This window comes from Halomonas sp. GT (assembly GCF_002082565.1).
Lineage (GTDB): Bacteria > Pseudomonadota > Gammaproteobacteria > Pseudomonadales > Halomonadaceae > Vreelandella.
In genome coordinates, this window is the sequence record NZ_CP020562.1 from 1,917,436 (window position 1) to 1,934,620 (window position 17,185).

General features: G+C 50.8%; 16 protein-coding genes. 6 read left to right on the top strand and 10 right to left on the bottom strand.

Annotated elements, in window-relative coordinates; all coding sequences use genetic code 11:
• Positions 1 to 22: 22 nt before the first annotated feature.
• Genes B6A39_RS08950 through B6A39_RS08960 form a run of 3 tightly spaced genes read left to right on the top strand, consistent with a single transcriptional unit; the run spans position 23 to position 1,065 of the window.
• Complete coding sequence (locus B6A39_RS08950; RefSeq protein WP_083004224.1) at positions 23 to 388, top strand: DsrE family protein; 366 nt, start codon at positions 23 to 25, stop codon at positions 386 to 388.
• Between the two features lie 36 nt (positions 389 to 424).
• Entirely contained in the window at positions 425 to 712 is a 288-nt protein-coding gene (tusB, locus tag B6A39_RS08955) for a sulfurtransferase complex subunit TusB (RefSeq protein ID WP_083004228.1), read from the top strand.
• 2 nt (positions 713 to 714) lie between these two features.
• The gene (locus B6A39_RS08960) at positions 715 to 1,065 is read left to right on the top strand and encodes a TusE/DsrC/DsvC family sulfur relay protein (protein ID WP_083004231.1); all 351 of its coding nucleotides are present in this window, start codon (positions 715 to 717) and stop codon (positions 1,063 to 1,065) included.
• A 39-nt stretch (positions 1,066 to 1,104) separates the two neighbouring features.
• Here B6A39_RS08960 and B6A39_RS08965 read toward each other — a convergent pair whose 3' ends face one another.
• Positions 1,105 to 1,737: a helix-turn-helix domain-containing protein gene (locus B6A39_RS08965; RefSeq protein WP_083004235.1), complete on the bottom strand. Its 633-nt coding sequence runs from the start codon at positions 1,735 to 1,737 to the stop codon at positions 1,105 to 1,107.
• Between the two features lie 133 nt (positions 1,738 to 1,870).
• On the bottom strand, positions 1,871 to 2,812 hold the full coding sequence (locus tag B6A39_RS08970) for a histone deacetylase family protein (protein ID WP_083004238.1): 942 nt from the start codon (positions 2,810 to 2,812) through the stop codon (positions 1,871 to 1,873).
• 106 nt (positions 2,813 to 2,918) lie between these two features.
• Between B6A39_RS08970 and B6A39_RS08975 the strand changes: the two genes are divergently transcribed.
• Positions 2,919 to 5,666: a bifunctional acetate--CoA ligase family protein/GNAT family N-acetyltransferase gene (locus tag B6A39_RS08975; protein ID WP_083004242.1), complete on the top strand. Its 2,748-nt coding sequence runs from the start codon at positions 2,919 to 2,921 to the stop codon at positions 5,664 to 5,666.
• Positions 5,667 to 5,789: 123 nt separating this feature from the next.
• Here B6A39_RS08975 and pdxH read toward each other — a convergent pair whose 3' ends face one another.
• On the bottom strand, positions 5,790 to 6,434 hold the full coding sequence (pdxH, locus tag B6A39_RS08980; RefSeq protein WP_083004245.1) for a pyridoxamine 5'-phosphate oxidase: 645 nt from the start codon (positions 6,432 to 6,434) through the stop codon (positions 5,790 to 5,792).
• A gap of 237 nt (positions 6,435 to 6,671) precedes the next feature.
• On the opposite strand from pdxH, the gene B6A39_RS08985 reads away from it, so the two are divergent.
• Positions 6,672 to 7,364 (top strand): cytochrome b/b6 domain-containing protein, encoded by a 693-nt coding sequence (locus B6A39_RS08985; protein ID WP_083004249.1) that lies wholly within the window; start codon positions 6,672 to 6,674, stop codon positions 7,362 to 7,364.
• A gap of 24 nt (positions 7,365 to 7,388) precedes the next feature.
• Here B6A39_RS08985 and B6A39_RS08990 read toward each other — a convergent pair whose 3' ends face one another.
• From B6A39_RS08990 to B6A39_RS09000, 3 genes are read right to left on the bottom strand one after another with little or no spacing between them, the layout of a single operon-like run.
• Positions 7,389 to 7,787, bottom strand: coding sequence for a DUF2069 domain-containing protein (locus tag B6A39_RS08990; RefSeq protein ID WP_083004253.1), 399 nt, complete (start codon positions 7,785 to 7,787; stop codon positions 7,389 to 7,391).
• Entirely contained in the window at positions 7,784 to 8,410 is a 627-nt protein-coding gene (gene wrbA / locus B6A39_RS08995; protein WP_083004256.1) for an NAD(P)H:quinone oxidoreductase, read from the bottom strand. Before wrbA ends, B6A39_RS08990 begins: the two co-directional genes overlap by 4 nt.
• Before the next feature lie 47 nt (positions 8,411 to 8,457).
• Entirely contained in the window at positions 8,458 to 8,928 is a 471-nt protein-coding gene (locus tag B6A39_RS09000) for a gamma-glutamylcyclotransferase family protein (RefSeq protein ID WP_083004261.1), read from the bottom strand.
• A gap of 121 nt (positions 8,929 to 9,049) precedes the next feature.
• On the opposite strand from B6A39_RS09000, the gene smrA reads away from it, so the two are divergent.
• Entirely contained in the window at positions 9,050 to 9,640 is a 591-nt protein-coding gene (gene smrA, locus B6A39_RS09005; RefSeq protein ID WP_083004264.1) for a DNA endonuclease SmrA, read from the top strand.
• Between the two features lie 80 nt (positions 9,641 to 9,720).
• Here smrA and B6A39_RS09010 read toward each other — a convergent pair whose 3' ends face one another.
• The 4 genes from B6A39_RS09010 to metH form a co-directional block, all read right to left on the bottom strand.
• The gene (locus B6A39_RS09010) at positions 9,721 to 10,266 is read right to left on the bottom strand and encodes a DUF934 domain-containing protein (protein ID WP_083004268.1); all 546 of its coding nucleotides are present in this window, start codon (positions 10,264 to 10,266) and stop codon (positions 9,721 to 9,723) included.
• The gene (locus tag B6A39_RS09015; RefSeq protein WP_083004272.1) at positions 10,253 to 11,911 is read right to left on the bottom strand and encodes a nitrite/sulfite reductase; all 1,659 of its coding nucleotides are present in this window, start codon (positions 11,909 to 11,911) and stop codon (positions 10,253 to 10,255) included. The genes B6A39_RS09010 and B6A39_RS09015 overlap by 14 nt, the downstream gene beginning before the upstream one ends.
• A 138-nt stretch (positions 11,912 to 12,049) precedes the next feature.
• The gene (locus tag B6A39_RS09020) at positions 12,050 to 13,366 is read right to left on the bottom strand and encodes an MATE family efflux transporter (protein ID WP_083004275.1); all 1,317 of its coding nucleotides are present in this window, start codon (positions 13,364 to 13,366) and stop codon (positions 12,050 to 12,052) included.
• Positions 13,366 to 17,061 (bottom strand): methionine synthase, encoded by a 3,696-nt coding sequence (gene metH, locus B6A39_RS09025; protein WP_083004279.1) that lies wholly within the window; start codon positions 17,059 to 17,061, stop codon positions 13,366 to 13,368. The genes B6A39_RS09020 and metH overlap by 1 nt, the downstream gene beginning before the upstream one ends.
• Positions 17,062 to 17,185 lie beyond the last annotated feature (124 nt).

The following is a 17,185-nucleotide window of genomic DNA, read 5'->3' on the forward strand; positions in this document are numbered from 1 at the left end:
GGGGTTGATAGGTAGGACTAAGATGGCTGATGCAAATGAGCGACTTATCGTTATACGACATGCGCCCTATAGCTCAAATGAGTTGCGGGAAGGGCTGGATGTTGCGCTAGTGTCTGCTGCCTTTGGGCAAGCTGTTGATCTGCTGTTTTTAGGGCAGGGGATATTCGCGTTACTCAAAGAGCAACAGGTTGGCGCGCCTGGCCAAAAAGCCACTCTACCGACAATTAATATGTTAGAAATGTACGATATAGAAAACATATTAGTCCCTACAGAGACTCTACAAGCTTTCAATATAGCCACTGATCAGCTGGTTGAGGGAGTTACCCAAGTCCCGGCTTCATACGTGCCAGACCTATTCCAGCGTTATAATTATGTTCTTAATTTTTAATTTTGCGCTCAATTTTTAGCAGAGTAGCCAATAACTATGCTGCATATTTTGAATAAACCTCCCCACAGCGATGCTGCTGTGCAAATGCTCAACGCACTCAGCATTGGCGATGCTGTTGTGCTGATAGAAGACGGCGTGCAGGCAGCGCTTTATCCTGAATGGCAAGGCTGGGCAACCAATGCAGCGTCGATTTTTTTGCTAGCTGAGGATGCCATTTCGAGAGGGATTCACTCTGTTGCCACAAGCCACGGGCTGCCTTTGATAGAGATGGATGGCTTTATTAGGTTGACCGAGCAAAATGAAAAGATCATTTCCTGGTATTGAATATGAGTAATCAAAGTTTATACCGTTATCTTGATTCATCGCAAAAGGTTCAACTTGATCCTGAGGGATATCTCGTTAAGCAGGATCAGTGGAGCAATGAGGTTGCTCAGTTACTCGCTGAGGATGAAGGGTTAACTCTCACAGAAAAACACTGGGAAATTATTCAACTGGTGCGCGATTTTTATACCCAATATGAAATGGCTCCCGCAATGCGACCTTTAGTAAAAGCCACAAAACAGGCGCTGGGTGATGAGAAGGGGAATTCGATTTATTTAATGACCCTGTTTCCGGGTAGTCCACCAAAGCGTATTGCTCGCATCGCTGGCCTTCCTAAGCCCACAAACTGTTTATAGCAATTTTTATCGCTATTTTAGCGATATGAGATATTTGCGTTAGACCAAGTCGCCTCGTGTACAAACAGAAAGCACGACCGCATCTTCTGGGCTGGTAGAAACAAGGGCATGCCCCATGTCACTATCAAAATAAATACTATCGCCTTCGGCGAGCATGAGTGGCGCATAAAACTCTGTGTATAACAAAATATCGCCTTCTAAGATCATCAGAAACTCTTCACCGTCGTGTCGAACCCACTGATGATACTCATCAAAACTGCGTGCCCTAACAATGGTCTTGAAGGGAATCATGCGCTTTTGAGCAAGCTGATGCCCTAGCAGCTCATGCTCGTAGGTAGGGGTAGGGTGTACCTGGCCCTTGCCCTTACGGGTAAGATCTCTACGTCCCATGGTATAGCGCTCACGCTTCGGCGGCGTAAATAGCTGGGGTAGATCGATGTTTAGGCCGGTAATTAGTTTTTGAACCACACTGAACGTAGGCGATACTTGGTCATTTTCGATCTTGGAGAGTGTTGACCGTGCTAAGCCTGTACGCTGGCTAACGTCTTCCAGTGTCCACTGGTTAGCAAGGCGAATTTGTTTTAAACGTTCACCCAGGCGTAAAGGTTCGACAAAGGGCTTTCGCCCAGAAGCTATGCGCAGCGCAGCATGCTCTTCAGTAGTAGCGGTCATAAAAAGCCACGTGAGTAAACGTCAATAAAACCGCATATTATCACAGACGACTACTCTCAAGGTCGCGCAGTTTCCCAGCAATGCAGTTTTCAAACAACGTCGCATCACATTTTTCAATAGTGAGTGGCATACGTCATGGCACATCCGTAAAGGGCAAGCCCAGCAAAGCTTTTAAGTGGGCTTCTGCACCGCTAGCGAGGGTTTTCGGGTTATACCCCCCCTCAAGTACTGAAACCACTCGATTTTCTGCATAAAGGGCTGCAATCTCCATTGCTAAGTGCGTTATCCAATAAAAGTCCTCATCTTCTAAACAGATGTCACCCATCGGGTCGTCCCGATGAGCATCAAAACCTGCAGAAAGCATGACTAAATCTGGTTTGAATGCATGGAGAGCGGGAAGCCACTGCCGTTCGATAATGCGTCTAAACTCTTTACTATCAGTACCTACTTCCAGCGGCGTATTGACCACATTTTGCCATTCACTGCGTAAATAGCGCCACGGGTAAAACGGATACTGGAAGCTAGTGCACACCAGTACTTCAGGGTCATTTTTGAAGATATCAATAGTGCCGTTGCATTGGTGCACATCGAAATCGAGTATTGCGATACGTCTAGCACCATATTTTGCTTTTGCATGGGCTGCTCCGACGGCAATGTTGTTATAAAAACAAAACCCCATCGCATCAGCCGCTTCCGCATGATGGCCTGGCGGGCGTACTGCACAAAATACGTTGTCAGCTTGGCGCTTAAAAACTTGATCAACTCCGCGAATGACGGCGCCTGCGGCCACTCTGGCTGCTTTTAGGCTATCAGGATTCATCATTGTGTCGCTATCGAGAGTAACGATGCCCTCTTTCGGCAGGCACTTCTCTAACGCATTAAGGTGCCTTGTTGGGTGTACTCTTGCTAACGCTTCGTCACACGCCTCTTTGGCATCCGCCTGCATGGTTTGTTGAAGAAGGCCTGCTAGCGACAGGCGAGCACGAATCGCTTCAAGCCGTTGGGGGCTTTCAGGGTGCTCAGGCCCCATATGGTGCAATGCGCAGTCTGGGTGAGTAAGGTAGGCAGTAATCATGCAAGCGCTCCGAAGACAATATCGCCACCTTAATCGTCCCAGGGGCTTGCGCGACAGTGTCAATAAGTCGTACACAGTGGTTATTAATTTCAGGGGAGACGCATTCGTGAGCACACGTTTTTTGCATCATTTTTTCGAACCGAGCACAGTGGCTGTGTTCGGTGCCTCTGAAAAGCCAGCCTCGTTGGGTGGTTTAGTACTCAATAATCTTCAAGAGGGCGGTTTTAGGGGGAAAATATGGGCGGTCAATCTTAAAGGATATGACTCAGTTTTTGGTGTGGATTGCGTCCGCACCGTGAATGAGCTCCCTGAAATCCCTGATTTAGCCGTTATTTGTTCCCCAATCGATGGTGTCCCTAGTCTTATCAAAAAACTTGGGCAGTTTGGTGTTAAAGCTGCTTTGGTGCTTTCCGGTGGTGCTTACCTTGATCGTGAGACGGGTAATAAGGGGTCTATTCGGCAACGTATGTTGCAGTCGGCGATTGAGTCGGGTATCCGGGTATTAGGGCCAGAATGCATGGGGCTGATTGTGCCTGGGAAGAAACTGAATGCCTCCTATGCCAGTCAGCCAGTTCAAGCAGGCAAGGTGGCCTATTTAGGGCAATCGGGCATGTTGGCAAATGCCATGATTGATTGGGCTGCTGGCCGCGATGTTGGCTTTTCTCACTTGATCACGGTAGGCGACAGTGTCGATGTTCTACTGCCAGATTTGATTGATTATGTGAATCAGTTTTCTCCTGCGCAAGCGATTCTGCTGCATCTTGAACGTGTTATGGATGCTCAGCATTTTATGACCTCCGTACGCGATGCATCGCGTAACCGTTTGGTCGTCGCCATCAAGAGTGGTCGAACGCCGCAGTCAGATATTTCGGGTATGGCCCCTACGCCAGGTATTGCTAATCGTGATGTGGTTTTTGATGCGGCCTTCGCCCGAGCCGGCGTTGTTCGCGTCAATGATTATGATGAATTGTTGGATGCGCTTGAAACCTTATCGCGAATGAAGCCGCTTCGCGGCGACCGTTTGGCTATTGTTTCTAATGGTTTAGGACCTGCCATGCTGGCGATCGACAAACTGATTAGCGCGGGCGGTAAACTGGCGGAGTTTACTGAAGAGACCCAGCGTGTATTGCATAAAAGCCAGGTAGATATGAGCAAGCCCGGTGAAAATCCAGTAGATTTAGGCGGCAACGCGACGCCAGAGCGTTTTGTAGAAGCGCTAACAATTGTCACTGCTGATCCAAATGTGGATGCCGTACTGGTAGTTCACGCGCCTACTCGTTTAGCGCCTTCATTGGCCACCGCTCAGGCGCTGATTGATCATCGAAAAACATTTAAACGTAATTTGCTGACGAGTTGGATGGGGCTGAAAGAAGCCCTGAACGCTAGGCATGTGTGTAATTTGGCGGGTATACCTACCTATACATCTCCGGAAAAAGCAGTGAAAGCATTTATGCATATGGTGGATTACCAGCGTGTTCAGGCGCTGCTGCATGAAATTCCACCTAGCTTGCCTTTTTCGACCAGTGCAGAGATTCGTGCGGAGTGTCGCGCGCTGATTAAAAACGCCAAAGCAGAGGGGCGGCAAACGTTAACCCACTCCGAAACGGCCCAGGTGCTAGAAGCCTATGGCATTCCCGCTGCACCGAGTGTCTATTTAGCTAACCCGGAAGATGCCTTAGCGATGGCAGATCATTTTCCTGGGCCCAAGGCGCTAAAAGTCATCCACGAAGGCAATTGCCGACCTTATCGCTACCGTAAACATCCCCATAAAATATCCGCGGGCCTACTTCAAGATTTAGAAACGCCGGAACAAATTGCTGAAGGAATACGTCAGCTGGGCGATAAGGTGCGCGAGAAATTCCCAGAATATGCTATTCGCGAATACTGTTTGCAACCAATGCAGCGTGGGAAGCATTCAATGCAGATCTGTGCCGGAATCACTCGTGACCCCGTGTTCGGTCCGTTGATTGTTTTCGGTATAGGCGGCTACAAAGTGAACGTGCTAGCGGACCGTCAGATTGCGCTTCCACCGCTGAACATGAGTTTGGCCGCGGACGTGGTAGGTAGAACCCATGCAGCTTCATTAATTCGCGAGCATTCGGCCGACCCCGAACGGGATATCCAGCGGCTCTGCCAGCTGTTGGTTAAGCTATCCCAAATGGCGTCTGACTTGGGCGACTTGAGGGGGCTTGAACTCAATCCTTTGCTGCTGAACCGTGATGGGATGTTAGCAGTGGATTTTGCCATGGACTTAGGCACGCCCGCGCGTTTTGCCATCATGCCTTATCCTGAAGAGCTACGTGAGTGGGTAACGCTGAAAAATGGATGGCGGGTAGAGGTTCGCCCCATCCGCGCGGAAGATGCCCCTCTGATTACGACGTTCCATCGACAGTTATCAGAGGAAAGTATTCGTTTTCGTTATTTTCACAATAAATCCAGCTTAACCCAGCGTGATTTGTCGATTCTGTCGCATATCAACTACGATCGGCAGATGGCTTTTATTGCCGAGCATCAGCACGATGACGGCAGTAAAGAGATGTTGGGTGTTGTTCGGGTATGGAATGATCCCGATAATATTCGCACGGAATTTTCGGTCATTATCCGTGACGATTTGCAGGGGCTGGGTATTGGTAGTCTGTTAATGAAAAAAATGATCGATTACTGCACCAATATTGGCACCCTCGAAATGATCGGCAAAATCATGGTAGATAACCACCCCATGCGCGCCTTGATGAAGCACTTGGGCTTTAGATGTCGCTATAACATGGAGGAGCAGGTGATTGATGCCGTGCTTAGGTTGAACGAACCTGAAAGTGAATGGCAGCGCCACCGGTTAGAGAGTCAGCCTGACTAGGTTACTTCTAACACAAATAGGCCTGCCTCAAACTCCTAAGAGGCAGGCCCATCCATGGGGTGGGTAAAAGCGAGTGGAGATAATGTCTAAATTAATAAGCCATTAAATTAATGGATTTCTTAATTAAGGAGCTAAGCGGAAGCGGCTCCAATCGCCGCCGTCACGCCGTTCAAAGCGTAGGCGATCGTGAAGACGGCTGGGTTGCCCCTGCCAGAACTCAATCATTTCAGGATTAACTCGATAGCCACCCCAGTGATTCGGACGCGGAATATCTTGCCCTTCGTACGCTTGTTCAAAGCGTTTTTGCCGCTCTTCAATCCAATTGCGATCAGGGATTACGACACTCTGGGTAGCAATCCAGGCACCCAACTGGCTACCACGTGGCCGACTGGAAAAGTATTCATCAGACTCCTCGTGTGCCACTTGTTCTACTGGTCCTTCAATACGGACTTGTCGTGACAACGAAGGCCACCAAAAGGTGATGGCAGCAAAAGGTACGTTACTCAGTTCACTACCTTTGTGGCTATGGTAGTTGGTGAAAAATACCATACCTTTCTCGTCAAACCCCTTGAGTAGAACAACACGGGCGTGGGGGCGTCCCTGACTATCTACCGTAGAAAGGGTCATTGCGTTACCGTCTTGTCCTTCTGTTTCCAACGCTAGACTAAACCACTCATCAAACAGCACAAAGGGATTGTCAGGGGCTTGGGCTTCATCAAGGCGGCCGCCTTCATAATCGCGCCTAATATCAGCTATATTGCGTGTCATTGAATACTGCTCCCTTTAAATTTTGTTCATGGTCGCTGGTCTTTCTGTAAAGCTCAAGCCCTGTCTCTAAGCCTTGCTTACACGCTCTATTTAGAAGCCCAGCCGAGAAGTTGATGACGGTACGGGTAATGCAAAGTTGCCTGATTGTATAACGCGTCGACTGTGCTCTGTAATGCGTTATATCAGAAACATTGAAGAAATGAGAAAATGTATGAATAGAAGATAAAGGGCAACGTAATGCAGAATGAAAGAAAACAGCTAGCCGTTTGGGACGTCTTTGTACGCTTATTCCATTGGTGTTTGTTGGCAGCGGTGATCATTTCGTTTTACACCACTAAAACCAATGGCGCACCGTTTTTGTTTCCGATTGAGGTTCATGCCCAGGCAGGCTACCTCATTATTGGTTTATTGATATTTCGCGTGATATGGGGCGTAAAAGGCCCTGTTTATGCTCGTTTTAGTACGTTTATTTATGGACCAAAAGAGACGGCAATTTATGCAAACGCACTGCTGAAGCGGCGTGCACCCCGCTATGCGAGCCACAACCCTCTGGGGGGGTGGATGGTGGTTCTTTTGTTGCTCTCACTGAGTTTTCAGGCAGTGAGTGGGCTGTTTTTGAGTGACGATATCTTCTTTCAGGGCCCGTTTTACGGTTTGTTGGGCCGAGACATAAGTGGAGAGCTAGCCAGTTTGCATTCACTGAATAGTGATGTGCTGCTTATCTTAATAGGAATTCATGTTGCGGGCATCGTTGTGCATGCTCTGCAAGGAGAGCATCTAGTCGCTGCGATGGTGACGGGAATCAAACGTTTCAATAGTGAACCGATTGATATAAAACCTGCCCGCCGAACTAAGCATCGCCTGTTTGCGCTAGGTGCTTTTTTAGTTGCGGCGGGCGTTTGTGGCTGGTTGTGGTTTTATCCCCACTGATATTTCTAGCAAACAGAGCGCTAGCTAAGCTGACCCTTGGCGCTGTTGACGACTTCGAAAACGTGCGTACGCCATACAACCAGTAAACAGTGCCAGTGATACCACAGCTTCAAGCACACCGCGAACGCCTTGGCCGGGCAGGGTGGCCAGCATAGTGCCTTGAGTGAAGTACAATAGGCTGACAAATGCTAACCAAGCATGGCCTCTGGCTCGTTGACCAATGATAGAGGGTAGGAATAATAAGAGTGGCAGAACAAATGCAACCACAGGACGCCAGTTAAAGGTATCACCCTGAATAAAAAAGCCACGATAGATAACTAGCAGCAGCAGAACGACAAAACTAACGAGCACTAATTGCCTTGCTTGCTGGGTGAGTTTGTCGAGGCCATGGCGAGTCTCAAGACCTTCTAACCACTGCCTCATACCGCTTCCTCCTGGCGCATTTTATGCAGCGCTCTTGCTAGCCTAGCCAACCGTTTGCCTTGAGCAAGACACAGTGCCCGTTCGTGCTCGTCGACAGAGCGGTCACTACGCGCACCGGCAACATGGCTTGCCCCATAGGGTGTACCACCGGTTTGGGTGCTGAGAAGGGCCGTTTCATTATAGGGAATGCCTGCGTAGACCATGCCGTGATGTAGTAACGGAATCAGCATGGTGAGAAGCGTGCTTTCTTGGCCACCGTGAAGGCTGGAAGTGGATGTAAATGCACAGGCAGGTTTATCAATCAACGCGCCATTCATCCATAGGCTGCTGGTGGTATCTAGAAAATACTTAAGCGGCGCAGCCATATTGCCAAAACGTGTAGGGCTGCCCAATGCCAATGCGCTGCAGTGGCGTAAATCCTCAAGGTCTGCATAAACTGCTCCCTCTGCTGGAATCTCGGGGTCAACAGCTTCACACGTTGTGGAGACAGGGGGAACGGTGCGAAGCCGCGCTTCAACCCCCGTAATGCTTTCGACACCTGCTGCAATTTGCCGTGCCATATCCGCAGTGGCTCCTGAGCGCGAATAGTAAAGAATTAAAACAAACGGCGTGGAATCACTCATGAGGTATCCTAGAAATAACGACGTAAAGAGGGCGCTGGGTTGTCTGCTTATGGTACCAGAGCTAATGGTTGTACAGGAGATGCGTTAAGCAATTGGCTGAGCGTGGGCATGCGTAGGTAAACCCATGCGGTTGAACCGTCAGTCAGCGTGTGTTTGACCCGCTCATAGCGAATGCCCAAGCGCTCATAACGATCCAAGCGTAATAGCTGATCCGCAGTGACTTCTAACCGTAACCCATCTACATGGCTATAGGCATCGGGAGTCAAGTCTAGGCCCTGTTTTTTGAAGCCTTCAAGACGAGCTGGTTGCGGGTTGCCTGAACTGCCCATCACCACCCAGCGCACAGGGAGATAACGCAGCGTGCCATAAACGAAGACACTGTGGGTTCGCTCTTCAATGATCGGCAAGTGCGAGGGGCGCTCGTAAAACCACGGGCTCAGCATTGTCAGCCAAAGCCAACCTGCAGCACCGATTAGTAGTGCTGTGCTACACGCGACCAAACGTTTTAACCAAACCATGCCCACTCCTTTGATTATGTTGGCTATCAGCGTGGCGTTAGATGTTGATGAAAACAAGTCTTAAGCAATGTCGGCGGGTTTGCTAGGATAAGGGCATTAGACCCTGTTATAGGAGCCTGTTATGAATCAATCACTTCGTGATGAGATGGATTTCAGTGCGTTGGTCGGCGATGTAAAGCCGCTACCCAAGCATAACCGCGCAGATACAGGCATTCAGCGCCAGCGGCCAACAGAGGCCCAGCTAGCTCGTCGTGAAAGTGCGGAGCAGCGTCTGGAAGAGCGTAATTTTTTATCCGATGATTTTGTCGACTTGTTGCCGCCTTTTGATCCGATTGAATACCGCCGTGAGGGTATTCAGCAAGGCGTAGTCGATAAACTGAAACATGGTGGCTACAATGTTCAGGCTCAATTACATCTCTTACGACGGCCGTTGGCAGAGTGCCGCAGAATGCTGTTCCCGTTTATTCAAGAAGCTTACTTTCACGACCTTCGCTCTGTGCTCATTGTGCATGGGCGAGGTCGAGAAATAGATAGTCCTGCGAATGTCCTGCGTTCCTATTTGGCTAAATGGCTTACTCAATTCGATGAAGTGCAAGCCTATGTTTCTGCGCAGCCTTCGGAGGGCGGCCTTGGTGCCACCTGGGTTATGTTGCGTAAAAGTGACCGTGCCAAAGCTAACAACCGTGAGCGCCAGCAAAAACGCCGCGGTTAACCTGCCATTCTTTATCACGCAAAAGGGCAGCCGAGAAGCTGCCCTTTCTGTTTCTACTTCTATCTCGGTACCGTTTGGCGCTACTGCTTGTTGTCCGCTAGGCGACGCTCGAATAATGCTTGGCGTTGCTCAACATCGGTTTGGTAGCGAACACTAAACATGTTTAACGCACGTATAGCATCGTCGGGATGTTGATCATCACGTAGAGCCATGGAAGTAAAACCACAGCGGCGCATATAATCCAACTGGTCGACCAGAACATCACCGACTGCACGTACTTCACCAGTGTAGCTGTAGCGTTCACGAAGCAAACGAGCAAGCGTGTAGCCACGTCCATCCGTAAATGCTGGAAAATCGATGGCTATGGCACTGGTGCTGCTTAGCTGCTGGCCAAGCTCCGTGGTTAACTCGGTATCACTTGAAAGCAGCGGTGCTAGCTCGACATCGTCTTGGTTCGCTTGCCAGAGTGCCAACGGCACAAAGGCAGGGCGTTGCTCAGGAAGCGTATCTGCGTCATAGGACACACACCACGCATTCTCTGCTGCCAATTCACCATCAGCGATCAGGTGATCGACATGTACCGGCGTGAGCTCAACCGCGTCAGTCTGAGTGTCATTGCTGGGCATAAACACGCTCCTTAAAGGGTTTTAAGCCAATACGACGATAGGTGTCGAGAAACCGCTCGTCTTCGTGACGTTCAGCCACGTAGACTTGAAGTACCTTATCGACAACGTCCGGCACGTCTTCGCGGTAGAAAGAGGGCCCTAGGATTTTACCTAGCGAGGCATCGTCAGTTGAGTTACCACCAATTGAAATTTGGTAATACTCTTCGCCTTTTTTGTCGACGCCAAGTATGCCGATGTGACCAACGTGGTGATGCCCACAGGCGTTCATGCAGCCTGAGATGTTGAGATCCAGTGGACCGAGGTCATAGAGGAAATCCAGGTCTTCAAACCGCTCCTGTAGTGCTTGAGCGATTGGAATGGAGACCGCATTGGCCAAGCCACAGTAGTCACCGCCAGGGCAGCAGATTATGTCGTTCAGCGTGCCCACTGTTGGGTTGGCCATGCCCAGTGCATCAAGCTCTTTCCAGAGTGCTTCCAGCTCATCGACGGGAACATCAGACAGCACTAAGTTTTGCTCGTGGGTCACGCGCACTTCACCGAAGCTATAGCGATCGGCCAAGTCGGCGACGGCTTCCATTTGATCCGCTGTGACATCACCAGGTGCGTGTTCGCGGCGCTTAAGCGATAACGTCACTGCTTTATAACCTGGGACTTTGTGGTCGGTGACGTTATTCGTCACAAAGCGGGCCAAGCTACGATTTTCGCTGCGTAACTGTTCGAAATCGGCAATAGCACTCTCAGCAACCAGACGACGCTCTGGCTCAGGGAAGTGGATCTTGGCCGCATCAACTGCTGCTTGGTTGAGTGTTTGCGGGCCATCTTTAAGATGCGCCCACTCTTCGTCAACGCGACGGCGAAACTCTTCAATACCGAGCGCTTTGACGAGAATTTTAATACGTGCTTTAAACTTGTTATCGCGGCGACCAAATTGGTTATACACGCGAACACATGCTTCCAGATACGTTAACAGATGCTGCCAGGGAAGGTCTTCGCGCACTACGTCGCCAATCATAGGTGTGCGGCCAAGGCCGCCACCTGCTAGCACTTTAATGCGCACGTCACCGTCTTCGTTACGCCATAGCCTTAGGCCGATATCATGCACTTGGATAGCCGCACGATCCTGTGCGGCACCGCTGACAGCAATTTTAAATTTGCGCGGCAGGTAGGCGAACTCTGGATGTAAGGTTGACCACTGACGAATTAGCTCACACCAAGGGCGTGGGTCTTCCACTTCATCCCCCGCGATACCGGCAAACTGGTCACTGGTGGTATTGCGGATGCAGTTGCCGCTGGTTTGGATAGCGTGCATTTGTACTTTGGCGAGGTCTGCCAAAATATCGGGCACGTCTTCCAATGCGGGCCAGTTCAGCTGCAAGTTTTGCCGAGTCGTGAAGTGGCCATAGCCACGGTCATAGCGGCGGGTAATGTCCGCTAACGCGCGAAGCTGCTTGCCCGCCAGCATGCCGTAGGGGATGGCGATTCGCAGCATTGGCGCATGCTTCTGAATATACAGGCCGTTTTGGAGTCGCAGCGGGCGAAACTCTTCTTCTCCCAAACGTCCGGCGCGGTAGCGGTCCATTTGGTCACGAAACTGAGCAACGCGCTCGTCAACCAACGTTTGGTCGTGAATATCATAACGGTACATGTGGCACGATCCTGCTAAAAGCGAAATGGTCACGTCGAGACGGACGGTAATGTGCCGTCACCTTAACGCGGGCGTCATATTCTACAAAAGAATATATAATTATCTTTTTATCGCTAAATGGTATTTAAAGTTCATAAGTCATAGCGCTTGAGCTAGCCAGCGTCGACGCTGCCATACCCATAAGAAGCTGCTGGAATTGAGTGCACGATAGAAGAGCTGCACTAGCCATACGCCGAGTAGCCCATATTCCAACTCAATGCCTACCCACCAGGCCAGTGGCAGAAACACTAACCACTGCATACTCAAAGTGAGCAACATCACTGTTCGCTGAGCGCCAGCGCCCATTAACGTTTGGGCCAGCACCAGTGCGGCAGCATCCAGCACTATCATTAAGCCAGTAATTTGTAAGGGAAGAGTGCCTAACTGAATAAGTGAGTGATCTTCAAAAAAAATAGCCAGAACAGTTGCCGGGAACAACAGCATAGGGAGTGCCAACACTGTCAGCAGCAAACCAGCGACGCTTAATGCGTCGATTCCCCAGCGGTGTGCTGCCTGTTGATCATCGCGCCCTAACGCTTCACCGACCAAGCTCATTGCCGCCACACCCACCCCGACTCCAGGTAAAATAAGTAGCAACGATAGATTCACTAGCACATGGCCGACAGCGACACTCTGCGTGCCCATCCTACCTAATAGCCAGAACAGCACCACATAGCCGGCGGCAAACCATACTTGTTGCAGTGAGTGCGGGATAGCCAAAAATAGTGTGGTCTGTAATGAACGCAATGTCAGCTTCTGTCGGGTAAGTGCGTGGGCGTTATACGTCACGTAAGCCCAAATAATCAGTCCCAGCAGTAGCGAAAGCGTCGTGCCAATACCTGCACCATTGGCACCCAGCGCTGGAAGGCCACCAATGCCATAAATTAATCCTGCACTAGCGATCACATTGAACACATGCACAATGACGATAATACGCAGGTAAAGGTGCGTGTGCTGCCGGCCGTTCCAGTAACCGCGAAAGCAAAGTGTTAAGGCAATCGCGGCTAACGATACAACGCGCCAGCGGAAATACTCCACGGCAATGGTCGTCACATCATCTGCTGGCGTAATTAATTGTATTAACTGGGGAGCCTGCCACCACGCGAGACACGATAATGGAATACCGACCATAACGGCGATCAGCAAGCCAGAGTGAAGTGAGCGTGTTAGCGGGAAGTGTTCTGCGCCCAGGTCTTGAGAGGTTTGCGACTGGACGCTGGAAGAGAGGCCAAACACCAGCGCCGTCATCATAAACATGGCATAGCCGCCGATACCAACACCTGCCAATGCCTCTTGGCCTAAGTGGCCTACCAGCGCAGCATCAATAAGGTTGAGCATGCTCTGTGAGAGCATGCCCAGCATGATGGGTAAGGCTAAGCGCATGACCTTACCTTGGCGGCGTCCCACTGCTGACATTAGCTAGGGTCGTAAGAGAGCACTGGCGATAGCCAGCGTTCCATTTCCACTAACGGCATCTGCTTACGTTGCGCAATCGCTTCCACTTGATCCCGGGTGATTTTGCCGGTGGAGAAGTATTTGGACTGGGGGTGTGCGAAGTACCAGCCAGAGACCGCCGCCGCAGGCCACATGGCAAAATTTTCGGTCAGTGCCAAGCCGGTATTTTCTGTCGCATCAAGCAACCGGAACAACGTGGCCTTTTCGGTATGGTCAGGGCAGGCTGGGTAGCCGGGAGCAGGGCGGATACCCTGATATTTCTCGGCAATTAGCGCGTCATTATCCAGCGTCTCTTCCGGCACATAGCCCCAGAACTCTTTGCGCACGCGCTCGTGCATGCGCTCGGCAAACGCTTCTGCCAAACGGTCGGTTAATGCTTGCACCATGATGGCATTGTAATCGTCACCAGCTGCTTCATAGGCTTTGGAAAGTTCATCAACCCCATGGCCTGTGGTAACCGCAAAGCCACCAATCCAGTCGGCTTTGCCGCTCTCTTTAGGCGCAATAAAATCCGCAAGGCTGTAGCAAATACCGTCACGCCCTTTGGTGGTCTGCTGGCGAATGTGGTGCAAACGCTCAACTACTTCGGTGCGGCTTTCATCGGCATAGACTTCAATGACATCGTCATCGACGCTGTTAGCGGGCCACAGGCCAATGACGCCGCGCGCCTGAACACGCTTTTCGTCGATTAGCTTGCGCAGCATCACTTTGGCATCTGCAAACAAATTGCGTGCAGCTTCGCCGACTACCTTATCTTCAAGGATTTTGGGGTACTTGCCAGCGAGCTGCCAGCTCATAAAGAACGGTGTCCAATCGATGCGTTCAACCAGCTCTTCAAGATCGTAGTCGTCGAAGGTTTTGAGACCCAGCACCTGAGGTTTAACTGGAGTAAAGCTGTTCCAATCCGTGCGAAAGCGTCGTTTACGGGCTTGGGTGTAATCCAAGTCTGCGGCTTTAGGGCGGCGTTTGGCGTTACGCTCACGCACTTTTTCGTACTCTTCGCGAATCTCGGCAACGTAGGCGGCTTTAAGGTTCGGCGCCAGTAAACGGCCTGCAACGCCAACCGCTCGGGAGGCATCAGTTACATAAATCACGGGGTGATCGTATTGTGGCTCAATTTTTACGGCTGTATGGGCTTTTGAGGTAGTGGCACCACCAATGAGCAGCGGCAGATCCATGCCTCTGCGCTTCATTTCTTTAGCAACATGCACCATCTCATCAAGCGATGGGGTAATCAGCCCAGAAAGCCCAATGATGTCAGCATTGTGGTCTTGGGCTGCTTGCAGAATTTTTTCGGTGGGCACCATCACGCCAAGGTCGATGACTTCATAGTTATTACACTGCAGTACCACGCCGACAATGTTTTTGCCGATATCGTGAACATCGCCTTTAACCGTGGCCATTACGATCTTACCTTTGGCCTTGGTCTCTTCGCTTTTTTCCGCTTCGATATAGGGAATCAGGTAGGCAACCGCCTGCTTCATGACGCGAGCCGACTTAACTACCTGAGGTAGGAACATTTTTCCGGCACCAAACAGGTCGCCAACCACGTTCATGCCATCCATTAACGGGCCTTCGATCACCTCGATGGGCCTAGCGGCCTCGGCGCGAGCCTGTTCGGTGTCCTCTTCTATATATGCAGTTACGCCTTTAACCAACGCATGCTCGATACGCTTATTCACTGGCCAACTGCGCCACTCCAGGTCTTCTTTTTTGGCGGCGCCGCTGCCATCGCCCTTGTACTTGTCGGCAAGGTCAAGCAGCCGCTCGGTACCATCGCTACGGCGGTTGAGTACGACGTCTTCTACCGCATCACGCAGCTCAGTGGGTAAGTCATCATAAACCGCCAATTGGCCCGCATTGACGATGCCCATGCTGAGGCCTGCACGAATGGCGTGGTAAAGGAACACCGAGTGAATAGCTTCACGAACGGGGTTATTGCCTCGAAATGAAAACGAGACGTTCGACACGCCGCCGGAGATCATCGCGTGAGGCAGGTGCTCACGGATCCACTGGGTAGCCTCAATGAAATCGACGGCATAGTTATTGTGCTCATCTATGCCGGTCGCGATAGCAAAGATATTAGGATCGAAAATAATATCTTCCGCAGGGAAACCAATGTCATCGACGAGTAAGCGGTAGGCGCGTTCACAAATCTCGGTTTTACGCGCAAAGGTATCTGCTTGGCCTTCTTCATCAAACGCCATGACCACAATGGCGGCGCCAAAGCGGCGACACTTGGTGGCTTGCTCGCGAAACGCGGCTTCACCTTCTTTCAGCGAGATCGAGTTGACCACCGCTTTGCCTTGAACGCACTTAAGGCCCGCTTCGATGATGTCCCATTTAGAGGAGTCGATCATGATCGGAACGCGAGCGATATCGGGTTCGCCAGCGATTAAATTAAGGAAACGAACCATCGCTTCCTGGGACTCCAACATGCCTTCGTCCATGTTGATGTCGATAATTTGCGCGCCGTTCTCGACCTGCTCTAAGGCGACTTCAAGCGCGGTTGTGAAGTCTTCTTCGACGATCAGCCGCTTAAAGCGTGCCGAGCCGGTCACGTTAGTGCGCTCACCGACATTGACAAACAGCGCGTCGGCTTCAATGTTGAAGGGCTCTAAGCCAGACAGTCGGCACGCATGACTACGCTTTGCAACCTTGCGGGGCGCCATCGAGCTGACTGCCTCAGCGATGGCTCGAATATGCTCAGGGGTTGAGCCACAGCAACCCCCAATAATATTGACCAGTCCGCTTTCTGCGAACTCGCTGACAATGGCCGCCATTTCCTCTGGGGTTTGGTCATACTCACCAAACTCATTGGGTAGACCCGCATTGGGGTGCGCAGAAACAAAGGTATCGGCTTTAGTGGAAAGCTCTTCGATGTAAGGGCGCAGCTCTTCCGCACCTAGAGCACAGTTCAAGCCAACTGAGAGCGGCTGAGCGTGGCGAACAGAGTTCCAGAATGCCTCGGTGGTTTGACCAGAAAGCGTGCGGCCTGACGCATCGGTAATGGTGCCGGAAATCATCACAGGCAGCCGCGTGTTCAGGTCATCAAACAACTCTTCAAGCGCATAAATAGCGGCTTTGGCATTAAGTGTGTCAAAGATGGTCTCGATCATAATAAGATCGGCACCGCCTTCGATTAACGCACTAGCAGCTTCGTAATAGTTCTCGCGAAGCTCGTCGAAGGTGACATTGCGCTTAGAAGGGTCGTTGACATCTGGCGACAGAGACGCGGTGCGTGAGGTTGGCCCAAGTACCCCAGCGACATACCGCGGGATATTCGTTTCAGCAGCCACAGCATCACAGACATTACGTGCCAAACGTGCCGACTCACGATTCAGCTCAGGCACCAAATCTTCCATGCCATAGTCTGACTGAGAAAGACGTGTGCTATTAAACGTATTGGTTTCGATAATATCCGCGCCAGCTTCTAGATAGTCGCGGTGAATACGTGCCACTAAGTCCGGACAGGTAAGTGCTAATAAGTCATTATTACCTTTAAGATCCGAGGGCCAGTCACGAAAGCGGTCACTACGAAAATCGTCCTCGCTGAGTTCGGCGTTCTGCAACATGGTGCCCATGCCGCCGTCCAAAATCAGGATACGTTGGGAAAGGCGTTGGGTGAGGGAAGCAGTCAAATCACTAGCAGCCATGGCAGGGGGGAATCTCCAGCGTCTCAGTCGAAAGGATATTTTTTATAGTCGTCGTCATAGTGTGAGCGGCGCCTATCATAACAAAGGGCACACCATAGGGCAGCAAGTAAGGGCGTGAAGTTAT